At 68.4% G+C, this 11486-nt stretch carries 12 protein-coding genes and 2 pseudogenes; 11 read left to right on the forward strand and 3 right to left on the reverse strand.

The window, feature by feature from the left end; genetic code table 11:
• The first annotated feature begins 301 nt into the window (after positions 1-301).
• The 10 genes and pseudogenes from tal (at position 302) to IEZ21_RS48285 (ending at position 8349) form a co-directional block, all read left to right on the forward strand.
• Positions 302-1423 (forward strand): transaldolase, encoded by a 1122-nt coding sequence (gene tal / locus IEZ21_RS45380; RefSeq protein WP_189327663.1) that lies wholly within the window; start codon positions 302-304, stop codon positions 1421-1423.
• Between the two features lie 3 nt (positions 1424-1426).
• Positions 1427-2677, forward strand: coding sequence for an NAD(P)/FAD-dependent oxidoreductase (locus IEZ21_RS45385; protein ID WP_189327664.1), 1251 nt, complete (start codon positions 1427-1429; stop codon positions 2675-2677).
• Positions 2678-2714: 37 nt separating this feature from the next.
• Positions 2715-3239, forward strand: coding sequence for a DUF2231 domain-containing protein (locus IEZ21_RS48275; RefSeq protein WP_246568911.1), 525 nt, complete (start codon positions 2715-2717; stop codon positions 3237-3239).
• Between the two features lie 268 nt (positions 3240-3507).
• The gene (locus tag IEZ21_RS45390) at positions 3508-5325 is read left to right on the forward strand and encodes a glycoside hydrolase family 15 protein (RefSeq protein WP_246568913.1); all 1818 of its coding nucleotides are present in this window, start codon (positions 3508-3510) and stop codon (positions 5323-5325) included.
• Positions 5322-5804 (forward strand): hypothetical protein, encoded by a 483-nt coding sequence (locus tag IEZ21_RS45395; RefSeq protein WP_189327666.1) that lies wholly within the window; start codon positions 5322-5324, stop codon positions 5802-5804. Before IEZ21_RS45390 ends, IEZ21_RS45395 begins: the two co-directional genes overlap by 4 nt.
• Positions 5805-5934: 130 nt before the next feature.
• Positions 5935-6432: a VOC family protein gene (locus tag IEZ21_RS45400; protein WP_373302381.1), complete on the forward strand. Its 498-nt coding sequence runs from the start codon at positions 5935-5937 to the stop codon at positions 6430-6432.
• Positions 6433-6454: 22 nt separating this feature from the next.
• Entirely contained in the window at positions 6455-6817 is a 363-nt protein-coding gene (locus tag IEZ21_RS45405) for a DUF488 domain-containing protein (RefSeq protein WP_189327668.1), read from the forward strand.
• A gap of 219 nt (positions 6818-7036) precedes the next feature.
• Entirely contained in the window at positions 7037-7486 is a 450-nt protein-coding gene (locus tag IEZ21_RS45410; RefSeq protein WP_189327669.1) for a Crp/Fnr family transcriptional regulator, read from the forward strand.
• Positions 7487-7634: 148 nt separating this feature from the next.
• Positions 7635-8150 (forward strand): annotated as a pseudogene (locus IEZ21_RS49060) (GTP cyclohydrolase I); the annotation flags it as partial.
• 49 nt (positions 8151-8199) lie between these two features.
• On the forward strand, positions 8200-8349 hold the full coding sequence (locus tag IEZ21_RS48285; RefSeq protein WP_246568917.1) for a hypothetical protein: 150 nt from the start codon (positions 8200-8202) through the stop codon (positions 8347-8349).
• Positions 8350-8401: 52 nt separating this feature from the next.
• Here IEZ21_RS48285 and IEZ21_RS45420 read toward each other — a convergent pair whose 3' ends face one another.
• Both IEZ21_RS45420 and IEZ21_RS45425 read right to left on the reverse strand, forming a co-directional pair.
• Positions 8402-9694 (reverse strand): IS256 family transposase, encoded by a 1293-nt coding sequence (locus tag IEZ21_RS45420; protein WP_246568919.1) that lies wholly within the window; start codon positions 9692-9694, stop codon positions 8402-8404.
• Positions 9684-10058: pseudogene (locus IEZ21_RS45425) on the reverse strand (transposase family protein); the annotation flags it as partial. The pseudogene IEZ21_RS45425 and the gene IEZ21_RS45420, both read right to left, overlap by 11 nt.
• A 397-nt stretch (positions 10059-10455) precedes the next feature.
• Here IEZ21_RS45425 and IEZ21_RS45435 point away from each other — a divergent pair.
• Positions 10456-11130 (forward strand): transposase, encoded by a 675-nt coding sequence (locus IEZ21_RS45435; RefSeq protein ID WP_281399765.1) that lies wholly within the window; start codon positions 10456-10458, stop codon positions 11128-11130.
• Positions 11131-11162: 32 nt separating this feature from the next.
• Here IEZ21_RS45435 and IEZ21_RS45440 read toward each other — a convergent pair.
• Positions 11163-11486 (reverse strand): Tn3 family transposase (locus tag IEZ21_RS45440; protein ID WP_189327670.1); only part of this gene is annotated, 324 nt, incomplete at its 5' end.

Consider the following 11486-nt stretch of genomic DNA (forward strand, 5'->3'; position numbering starts at 1 on the left):
AACGCCCCATACCACGTCAACGAGCCCAAGCCCCGGAAGCAACACGTAGATTTCCGACGGCCCCGACGGCTCCGTCTGCGTTTGACAAAACCCGTCTGCGTTTGCCAAACGGGCCCGTGGCCACCAGGCTGAAACTGATCGCTGGTTGCAGCGGCGGGTGCCCGGCGGCGCGGCTCGGGACAGGGGCCTGGCACGTGACCTCAGCGTTTATGGACACTCTCCACGTCAGCACGTTCGGGTGGAATCCTCAGGAATGTGACCAGCGGCCTTCGCTCCGCCGCGAAGCGGGAAGGAGAAGGCTGTGAGCGACCCGTTGACTGCGCTCAGTGACTGCGGGGTTTCGATCTGGCTTGATGATCTGAGCCGGGAACGCCTTGTATCGGGCAGTCTCGCTGACCTGGTCGCCGACAAGCACGTGGTGGGAGTGACGACCAATCCCACCATTTTCGCCAAGGCCATCACAACGGGCGACGCCTACGATGCGCAGTTGCGCGACCTGTCCGTCCGGGGTGTGGAGGTGAGGGAGGCGCTGCGGGCGCTGACCGCATTCGACGTCCGCGACGCATGCGACGTGCTGCGGCCGGTCTATGAGGCCACGGGTGGGGTGGACGGCCGGGTGTCGATCGAGGTCGACCCACGCCTGGCCCACGACACCGCGGCGACCATCGCTGAGGCGCGGGCCCTGTGGTGGCTGGTCGCCCGGCCGAATCTGTTCGTCAAGATTCCCGCCGCCCGCCAGGGGCTGCCGGCGATCGCCGCGTGCCTGGCCGAGGGGATCAGTATCAACGTCACGTTGATCTTCTCGCTGTCCCGCTACGACGCTGTCATGGATGCCTTCTTCGACGGGATGGAGCGTGCCGGGCAGTCCGGCCGCGACCTGTCTTCGCTTGGGTCGGTGGCATCGTTCTTCGTCTCCCGCGTCGACGCCGAGGTGGACTCGCGACTGGACAAGATCGGGACGGCGGAGGCCGCCGAACTGCGCGGCCGGGCTGCGCTCGCCAATGCCCGGCTCGCCTATCAGCACTACGAGCAAGCGTTCTCCTCGCGGCGCTGGGATGCGCTGCGCGAGGCCGGTGCCCGCCCGCAGCGGCCACTATGGGCATCGACCTCGACCAAGGACCCGGCCTACCCCGACACCCGTTACGTGGTCGGCCTGGTCGCGCCGGGCGTGGTCAACACCATGCCCGAGGCCACACTCCGTGCGGTCGCCGACCACGGCCAGGTGCCCGATGACTCGGTGCGCGGCCACTACGCCGAATCGCAACAGGTATTCAACCGGCTTCAGGCCCTGGGCATCGACTACGAGGATGTGGTCCAGAAGCTTGAGGACGAGGGTGTTGCCGCGTTCGACGCGAGCTGGGACCGGCTGCGCGAGCAGCTGTCCGCCACGCTGCGCTCACAGCCCGCACAGCAGAGGAGCTGACCCATGGGCTCGGCCACGACATACCTGATCGTTGGAGCGAGCCTGGCGGGGGCCAAGGCCGCGCAGACTCTGCGTGAGGAGGGCTTCGCCGGCCGGATCGTGCTGGTCGGGGAGGAGAACGAGCGGCCCTACGAGAGGCCGCCGCTGTCCAAGGGCTACCTGCTGGGCAAGGCCGAGCGGGAGGAGATCTACGTCCACCCGCCCCAGTGGTACGCCGAACACGATGTCGACCTGCGTCTCGGCATCACGGTCACCGGCGTGGACCCGGCCGTCCACGAGGTGACCTTCGTGGACGGCAGCCGCCTGGCCTACGGCAAGCTGTTGCTGACCACCGGCTCCTCGCCGCGCCGGTTGCCGGTCCCTGGCGCCGATCTCGCCGGCGTGCTCTACCTGCGCCGGCTCGAGGACAGTAACCGGATCAAGGAGACCTTCGGGGCCGCGTCCCGCATCGCGGTGATCGGCGCGGGCTGGATCGGCCTGGAGACCGCGGCCGCGGCCCGCACCGCCGGTGTCGAGGTGACCGTGCTGGAGACGGCTGAGCTGCCGTTGCTGCGGGTGCTGGGCCGCGAGGCCGCACAGGTCTTCGCCGACCTGCACACTGGCCACGGAGTCGACTTGCGCTGCGGTGTCCAGGTCGCCGAGATCACCGGCACCGGTGGACAGGCAAGCGGTGTGCTGCTGGCCGACGGCAGCCGCATCGACGCCGACGCGGTCATCGTCGGTGTGGGGATCACCCCGAACACCCAGCTCGCCGACGCCGCCGGCCTCGACGTCGAAAACGGTATCCGCGTCGACGCCCACCTGCGCTCCTCCCACCCGGACATCTACGCGGCCGGTGACGTCGCCAACGCCTTCCACCCACGGCTCGGAAAACACATCCGGGTCGAGCACTGGGCCAACGCCCTGCACCAACCGCAGGTAGCCGCCAAGGCGATGCTGGGCCAGGACGCGACCTACGACCGGCTTCCGTACTTCTTCACCGACCAGTACGACCTGGGCATGGAGTACACCGGCTACGTCGAACCCGGCGGCTACGACGAAGTGGTCTTCCGCGGCAACACCAGCACCCGTGAGTTCATCGCCTTCTGGCTCGCCCACGGCCGGGTACTGGCCGGGATGAACGTCAACGTCTGGGACATCACCGACCCGATCCGCGCCCTGGTGACCTCCGGCCAGGCAGTCGACGCACGGAAGCTCGCCGACACCGACGTACCCCTCGACCGCCTTCTCGATCACCCCACCAGGACCGACTGATACGGCAAGGACGCGGCTGCGTGCCCCTGGAGGCGCCATGTACAGCAAGGTCACCATCGCAGGTCATCCCGTCCACCCGATGCTCGTCGGCTATCCCGTGGCCTGCTACACGGGCACCTTGGTGGGTTTCGCCGTCTACGCGGCGAACGGGCAGCAGTTCTGGCTCAACCTGGCCATCGCCCTGAACATCGCCGGAGTCGGCACGGCACTGCTGGCAGCCCTGCCAGGCATCATCGACCTGGCGTTCGGCATTCCACGCCGTTCGGCAGCCAAGACCGTTGGCGTTGCCCACGGTGCTCTCAACGTCGCCGCCCTGGGTCTCTTCGGCGCCAGCCTCGGCATCTACGCCACCCACTGGGATGGCCCGGCGACCGGCGTCACCCCGGGACTGGCACTGTCCGCCGCCGGACTCGCCTGCACACTCGCAGCGGGCTTCCTGGGCTGGATGCTGGTCCAGGACTACCACGCCGGTATCCGGCTCACTCCTCTGCAGGAAAGCGACGAACAGGCAGTGCAGCAGGCTCAGCCGATCCAACTGCACCGTGGCTCCCACGCGGCCTGAAAGGCTGCAGCCAAGCCGCCCAGGAGCGGAGCCGACGGGCCATTCGGCAGAAGAACGGCTTGTCGGCATCGCAACGGCACGGCTTCGGACCGGCTGGTCAGCAAGGTTTGTGCACCAGGCGTACCGGCCGACGACCGTGCGCCCTTGGCCGACTCCTCCTCGCCACCGTGCTGGACCGGGAAAGGAGGCCTTCAGGGTGAGTGCTGCACCGTCCGGGCCGGGCCATGCATCGCCGGCGCCGGACCAGCTCTGGAACGGGTGGACGGCCTTGCCTGACGTCACGGCTGCACAGCCGGCGAGGGTGGACGGGTACGCGGAGCTGCGGGACTACGCGCTGATCGGGGACGGCCGCTGCGCCGCGCTCATCGCCTGGGACGGCTCGGTGGACTGGCTGGCCTGGCCGGACCTGGACTCGCCGACCCTGTTCGCCGCCGTCCTCGACCCCGTCCGCGGCGGCAGGTTCCTCCTCCAGCCCGATGCGCCCTGCGCCGCCGCCCGCCGCTACCTGCCCGGCACCAACGTGCTGGAGACGACGTTCACCACCGCGGGCGGCACGGTTCGGGTCACCGACGCGCTGACCATGGCCACCCCGCACACCCTGGCGCCCGGCCGGGAGCTGGTCCGGCGGATCGAGGGCCTGGCGGGCAGCGTCCCCATGCGCTGGAGCGTCCAGCCGTGCTTCGGCTACGGCGCCCACGCACCCCGCCTGACGCATCGCGCGGGCGTTCCCGTCGTCACCTCCGGTCCTGAGGCGGTCGCGGTCTGCGCGTGGGACGCGGGAGAGCCGCAGCACTCCTGCGACGCCGTCGCATCCCGCTTCCGTGCCGAGGCCGGCACCCGGGCTCTGCTCGCGCTGCCGTACGCGCACCAAGAGCCGCTGGTCCTGCCCACGCGCGCCGAGTGCGAGGCCCGCCTGGACCACACCATCGCCACCTGGCGGCACTGGGTGGACAACCGCACCTACACGGGCCCCTGGCGCCAGGCGGTGCTGCGCAGCGCCCTCGCCCTCAAGCTCCTGGTCTTCGCCCCCTCCGCCGCGGTCGCCGCGGCCGCGACCTGCTCACTGCCCGAGGAACTCGGTGGGGAACGCAACTGGGACTACCGCTTCAGCTGGATCCGCGACTCCGCCTTCACCCTGAACGCCTTCCTCAAGCTGGGCTGCGCGCCGGAGGCGACCGGCTACTTCTGGTGGCTGATGCACGCCTCCCAGCTCACCCACCCCCGCCTGCACGTCCTGTACCGCCTCGACGGCGGCTCCCGCGCATCCGAGAAGACCCTTGCCCTGTCGGGCTACCGCGGCTCAGCGCCCGTACGCGTCGGCAACGCCGCCGCCGACCAGCTCCAGCTGGACACCTACGGGGAACTGCTGCAGACCGCCTGGCTGTACACCACCGCGGGCCACCGGCTCGACGCCGACATCGCCCGCCGGCTGGCAGAGAGCGCCGACTTCGTCTGCGCCGTCTGGCAGAAGCCGGACGCGGGCATCTGGGAGGTACGCAGCACCCCCGAACACTTCACCCAGTCCAAGATGATGTGCTGGATCGCCCTTGACCGCGCCCTCGGCCTCGCCGGTCGGCAGCTGATCCCGGACCGGCACGCGGCCCGGTGGCGCCGCGCGCGACAGGCCATCGCCGAGTTCATCGACGACCGCTGCTTCTCTTCGCGGCTGAACAGCTACGTGCGCTCCGCCGGCAGCAACGACGTGGACGCCAGTCTGCTGCTCGGGCTGCTGCACGCCTACCGTCCGCCCGACGACCCGCGCATGCGAGGAACCCTCACCGCCGTCCAGCAGGCGTTGCAGGACGGCCCCTACGTCAACCGCTACCTCGGCGCCGACGGCGTCCCCGGCAGCGAGGGCGCCTTCCTCGCCTGTTCCTTCTGGCTCGCCGAAGCCCTCGCCCGCTGCGGTCGCGCCGACGAAGCCGCGTCCCTCATGGACCAGCTCGTGGCGCTCGGCAACGACGTCGGCCTCTACAGCGAGGAAATCGACCCTGCGACCGGTGCCTTCCTCGGCAACCTGCCCCAGGGCCTGTCCCACCTGGCCCTGATCAGCGCCGCCTGCGCGATCGGGGAGGCCACGCGATGAGCATCTGGGCGGCCCTGGCGGGTGGGTTCGCCGGCACCCTGGTCCTGACCACGGGCCTGCGCGCGGCCAACGCTGTCAATCTGACCCGCATCGACCTGCCGTTCCTGCTCGGCACCGCCTTCACCGGCGACCGGACCCGTGCCAAGGCCCTCGGCTACGGCGCGCACTTCATCAACGGGCAGATTTTCGCCCTGCTCTACTACGCAGTCTTCGCCGCCATCGGCTACAGCAGCTGGTGGCTGGGATGTGTCTTCGGCCTCGTCCACGGCCTGTTCGCCGCCACCGCACTGGTCAACATCCTGCTGCCCCTCGTCCACCCTCGCATGGGCACCTCCCAGACCAGCGCCCCCGACGTCGCCCTGCTCGAACCACCCGGATTTCTCATGCTCAACTACGGCCCCAGCACACCCACCGTCACCCTCGCCGCACACCTCGCCTACGGAACCCTCGTCGGGGGGTTCCTCACCTGGGCGGACTGACAACCCCGGTCGGTGCCGTCGTGGGCCCGCTGCGTGATTTCGGCGGCCAGGAGGCAGGCCGGGTAGCGTGGAAAAAGGATCAGGAAACCGCGCAAAAGAACCTCGCATCGCGGTCGATGGAAGGGCCCTCATGGAACAGCCACACGAAACGGCACCTTCCGGCCCGCACTCTGCACCGCTTCCGGCTGTTTGCGAGCCGACCGGTACCGGACCGCAGGCGCGCGGGCCGAGGTTGGCCTCGGTCGTGCTGTTCGTCCACGACCATGACGAAGCAGCGGACTTCTACCAGGAGCTGCTGAGGATGGAGGTCACGGTCCGCACCGCCACGGCGGCGCTGCTCGTGGGCCAGGGCGGCTTCCAGGTATACCTACGCACCGTGGGCCCCAAGGCCCCGCACCCGGTGGGCCACGTCGGCGCACAGTACGTCATCTGGACGGCGGACGGCCCCGACGACTTCCAGCGGTGCGAGCGCGTCCTCACCGCCCGCTCGCCCCGTGTCGGCACCCGGCACGGGGCAGGCTTCACCCTCATCGAGGGCCGGGACCCAAGTGGCCTGCCCGTGCTGGTGGCCTATCCAGGACCCGACGAAGTGGCGCGGCTCGAGATCATCGCTCGCTACTACGTATGACGCCCCACCAGGAGGTCCCTCGATGGCACACAGAAAGACCGTGCACGTCCGCCGCGTCTACGAGGCTCCCGCGCAGACCGACGGCACCAGAGTGCTGGTCGACCGCATCTGGCCCCGGGGAATGACCAAGGAGCAGGCCCACCTCGACGAGTGGTGCAAACAGGTGGCTCCCTCTACGGAGCTGCGCAAGTGGTACAGCCACGACCCCGACCGTTTCGCGGAATTCAGCCGCCGCTACCGGAGCGAGCTCAAGGATCCCGAACACGTGGACGCTCTGGCGCACCTGCATGACCTCGCCCAAGACCGGCCGTTGACGCTGCTCACCGCAACCAAGCATCCCGAGATCAGCGAAGCCGAGGTGCTCGCCGAGCTACTCCGGGGCTGACAGCACGGGGCAGTCGCGCCCCACTCTCGCAGCGGACCTGCAGGAGGCTTTGGACAAAGAAGATCGACGGGTAGCGCGAACAGCACCGGCCGGGGCGCACCGGACTTCGAGGAGAGCAGCCCCAAGGGCTGACATTCCGGGGCACGGGGTGTGGTGGCGGGTTTGGCTGCTGCTCCTCATGTGGTCTTCGCCAGATATCGGAGGACTGCGATGACGACTATGACGAATCTGCTCGGGATGCTGTCGCTTGCTCACCGCGACCGCCTGTTGGCATGCGCGACTGATGTGTCCTTCCCGGCAGGCGCCCGCATCTTCCAGGAGGGCAGCAAGGCCGACAGGTTCTGGATCATCCGCACCGGCATGGTCTCCCTCGACGTGCACGTCCCTGGCCGCCAGGCGGCCACCATCGATGCCCTCGGCCCAGGCCAATTGCTCGGCTGGTCTTGGCTGGTCCCGCCGCACACCTGGCAGCTCGGCGCCGAGGCGCGAAACCCGGTCCACGCACTCGAATTCGACGCGGCGGCCGTGCTCACCATGTGTGAGGAAGATCCGGTGCTGGGACAGGCGATCACCCGCTGTGTAGCTACCGTGGTCGGGAACCGGCTTCAATCCACCCGGACGCGCCTGCTGGACCTCTACGGGCCGGCCGGCAGCGGGCCGCTGCCCTGACCGGCACTCCCGTATTGAATGTGCTGCCGCAGGAGGCGTTGTAGCTCGCGCAGCGAGCACGCACAGATCGGTCGATAATGGAAGCGACCGACTTCGGCGAGACGTGCGTCACGTCTTGGGACTGCGTATGAACGATCACCCCATGCAGATGAACGGTCCCCCGCCCGTCGTAGGGCTGGTCGGCGAGAGCCTCGTACCCGTCACCGACGAGGTGGAGTGGGCAGCCGTGTCCCCGCGGCAGATCACCCGCGAGGAGTGGCAGCGGTTCGAGGGCCATCTCAAGGAGATCTTCGAGGCACTGGGCCTGGCCGTCGGGTCAGCGGCCACGGAAGACACCCCCCGCCGCTTCCTGCGCGCCCTCTTCGACGCCACCAGCGGGTACGAGGGCGACGAGAAGCTTGTCACCGCCTTCGAGACCGAATGTCACGGCGGTTCGGACTGCCGGATCAGCCAGATCGTCGAAGGACCGATCCCGTTCTTCGCCCTCTGTGAGCATCACGCTCTGCCGTTCTTCGGCAAGGCGTACATCGGCTACATCGCACACGAGCACATCCTCGGCCTGTCCAAGCTGACCAGACTGGTGCGGCTGTTCGCCCGCCGCTTCTCGGTGCAGGAGCGCATCGGCCACCAGCTCGCCGAATCGCTGCAGCAGATCCTGCTGCCACACGGCGTCGCGGTCCACCTGGAAGCGGTGCATCTGTGCACCCAGCGCCATGGCCACCATCCACAACCTCGCCATCGGCACCCTGAAGATCCTCGGAGCCGACAACATCGCCAAGACCACCCGCGCCATTCGCCACGAACCCGAACGAGCACTCGCCATCCTGGGCATCACCAACAACCCAGACACTCACGGAACTTGATGAAGCCCGGGGTGGGGTCTGTCAAACGAGCGGTGTAACCAGGGTGGTTGGGTTACTGACGGGCCGCTGAGAGGCGGCCGTCGAAGGTGATGTCGAAGGCGTTCAGTGCGGTCTTCCAGCGGCTGGTCCAGCGGGCCTGTCCCTTGCCGGTGGGGTCCAGCGACATGATCGCCATGTAGACGCACTTCATGGCGGCCTGCTCGTTGGGGAAGTGGCCGCGGGCCTTGACCGCCCGGCGGATCCGCGCGTTCACGGACTCAATCGCGTTGGTCGTGCAGACGATGCGGCGGATCTCGGTATCGAACCGCAGGAACGGAGTGAACTCCTCCCAGGCGTTCTCCCACAGCTTCACGATCGCCGGATACTTCCTGCCCCAGGCGTCGGCGAACTCGGCGAACCGCTCCAGAGCGGCCTCCTCGGTCGGCGCGGTGTAGACGGGCTTGAGGATCTTCGCGATCTTGTCCCAGTCCTGGCGGGCGGCATAGCGGAAAGAGTTCCGCAGCAAGTGCACGACGCAGGTCTGGACGACCGTCCTGGGCCAGACGGTCTCGACCGCGTCCGGCAGTCCCTTCAGCCCGTCGCAGACGAACATCAGGACGTCGTTCACGCCGCGGTTCTTGATCTCAGTGAGGATGTGCAGCCAGTGCTTGGCCCCCTCGCCGCCGTCGCCGGCCCACAGCCCGAGGATCTCGCGCCGGCCCTCGGCCGTGACGGCCAACGCCACGTAGACGGGCCGGTTGGCCACCGCGCCGTCACGGATTTTCACGTGGATGGCGTCGATGAAAATCACAGGGTAGACGGCGTCCAGCGGCCGGTTCTGCCATTCGGCCATCCCGTCCAGGACCTTGTCGGTGATGGTGGAGATGGTCTGACGGGACACCTCGGCGCCATAGACCTCGGCCAGGTGGGCCTGCACCTCGCCGGTCGTCAGGCCCTTCGCGGCCAGAGAGATGACCATCTCGTCGACCCCGGACAGCCGCTTCTGCCGCTTCTTGACGATCTTCGGCTCGAAGGTGCCCTCGCGGTCGCGGGGCACGGCTATCTCCACCGGTCCGACGTCGGTGAGCACGGTCTTTCCGCGAGTGCCGTTGCGGGAGTTGCCGCCGTTCTTGCCCGCCGGATCGTGCTTGTCATAGCCGAGATGGTCGGTGATCTCGCCTTCCAGAGCGGACTCCAGCAGCCGCTTGGTCAACTGCTGCAACAACCCGCCCTCGCCCGTCAGTTGCAGGCCCTCGGACTGAGCCCGGCCCACCAGCTCGTCGATCAGCTGGTCGTCCACAGACCTGGCCGACCGCAGCTCATCCGACTCGACACTTCCGGGCTCGGTCACGTTCTCACTGGTCATCGATGCATCTTCCATGATCGGGAGTTACACCGAACGTTTTACAGTCCCCTGGGGTGAGGACGGCGGCGGCGATTGACGACATTCGATTCGGGCTGCATCGGGCCTTGCGGAAGATCCGCCAGGACTTGAGCTGTGCGACGCCGCGCTCGACCGGTGCTCGGGCTGCGGACAGCGCGCGGTTGACGGTTTGCTGGGTGGGTGTGAGGTCGCGGCCTGGCGGGCGTCTGAGGGGTGTTGTCACCCATGGGCCGGCTCCCATGTAGGCGCGGTCGGCGAGGACTGGGATGCCCTGGCGTTCGCAGATTCGGATGATCCGGTGGGTGCGGGCCGCGGTCACGTCGTGCGCACGGCCGGGCTGATGGGGATCCGCGAATTTGGCTCTGGCCGTAGTTCCGTGAACAGCTGGTCGTGGGTGCTGCAAGACTGCTGTCGGCCGTCACATCGTGGCCGCCGCGTGCTGGTTGACTGTCCCTGTGACTGAACTGATGCGCGTACCGGATGCCGAGGACAGCTGGGAGCCCGCGACAGAACCCCCGGGCGGACCCAATCCGGCCCGGCAAGTCTCGATGTTCCAAGGCGTCGGGTGGCCCATGTACTCGTTCGCCTATCTCTCGGTGGACTTGGACGCGGTGGCCCGTCGGCTGAGGCTGACTCTTGAGTGGGCGGTTCGTGAGTCTTTGAGGGGATCTGCTGTCGCCTGATGGTGTGGCGGCGGGGCGGAATCTGCCGGTCCGCGGTTGTTGATCTGGTGATGTGATCGGGTGAGTGAACGCAAGCCGTACCCGAGCGACTTACCGGACGAGCAGTGGGCTCTGATCGAGCCGGTGATCACCGCATGGAAGGACCGGCACCGCTCGGTCAGCGGCCACCAGGGCGCCTACGACATGCGGGAGATCGTCAACGCGATCCTCTACCAGGGCCGGACCGGCTGCCAGTGGGCCTATCTCCCGCACGACCTGCCGCCGAAGAGCGCGACCTACTACTACTTCGAGCCTCGCATCAAGGCGGGCGTGCTGCTCGCCGCGCCCGGCAGAGGCGGCAAGGTCCTGACCGGGTTCATGGCCGAGAAGACGCCATTCTTCCGGACCACGGACTTCTCCGCGATGACCACACCCGCGCTGGTCATCGCGGGCGACAAGGACGACTCCCGGCACTTCACAGACATGGGCCCGGCCTGGCACACCGACCCCTACACCCTCGCCCCCGGCCCCAAGACCCTGCTCACCCTGTTCGGCGCGGAACACGGACTCGGTGGGGTCGCTGGGTACGACGCCGCCGAGACCACCGACGAGAACCCCGGCCTGGTCGCGGCGCTCGCGCAGCTCACCGCGGCCTACCTCCACAGCCGGCTCCAACGCGGCGACACCGCGTGGCAGAGGGCGTGCGAGGCGCTGGCAACCGGACCCGAACCGGTCGGACGCGTCGAAACCAAGTAGTGCGTCCGTCGCCTGGCTGACCCGCTCCGCGGTCAGGCCGCCTGGCCGTAGCCGTCCGCGCTCTCCGGGTGGTCGCCATGGAGTGGGCTGAAGTCGACGTCGAGCTTCGGGTCGTACGCGTCGGGCTGGATGCCGAGTTCGTGGGTGGAGTACTCGCCGAACCGTTTGATGTGCTCGGTCAGGTATGGCGAGATGTGGGCCAGGTCCTCCGGGTCGATTTCCCAGCCCTCTTCAAGCACGCTGCCGCTGGTGACACTCAGGCATGGCACGCGCTGGTTGAGCGCAGGAGGGCCGAAGATCAGCGGCGGCTGGTCAGGCACGACCTGCTGGAACTCACCTGCGCGGGCCTTCTCGCC

It is taken from the genome of Streptomyces flaveus (genome assembly GCF_014647675.1).
GTDB lineage: Bacteria > Actinomycetota > Actinomycetes > Streptomycetales > Streptomycetaceae > Streptomyces > Streptomyces flaveus.

Coding starts and splice junctions, on each gene's coding strand:
- IEZ21_RS45385 (WP_189327664.1), top strand. CDS start 1,427: ATGGGCTCGGCCACGACATACCTGATCGTTGGAGCGAGCCTGGCGGGG.
- IEZ21_RS48275 (WP_246568911.1), top strand. CDS start 2,715: ATGTACAGCAAGGTCACCATCGCAGGTCATCCCGTCCACCCGATGCTC.
- IEZ21_RS45395 (WP_189327666.1), top strand. CDS start 5,322: ATGAGCATCTGGGCGGCCCTGGCGGGTGGGTTCGCCGGCACCCTGGTC.
- IEZ21_RS45400 (WP_373302381.1), top strand. CDS start 5,935: ATGGAACAGCCACACGAAACGGCACCTTCCGGCCCGCACTCTGCACCG.
- IEZ21_RS45405 (WP_189327668.1), top strand. CDS start 6,455: ATGGCACACAGAAAGACCGTGCACGTCCGCCGCGTCTACGAGGCTCCC.
- IEZ21_RS45410 (WP_189327669.1), top strand. CDS start 7,037: ATGACGAATCTGCTCGGGATGCTGTCGCTTGCTCACCGCGACCGCCTG.
- IEZ21_RS48285 (WP_246568917.1), top strand. CDS start 8,200: ATGGCCACCATCCACAACCTCGCCATCGGCACCCTGAAGATCCTCGGA.
- IEZ21_RS45420 (WP_246568919.1), bottom strand. CDS start 9,694: ATGACCAGTGAGAACGTGACCGAGCCCGGAAGTGTCGAGTCGGATGAG.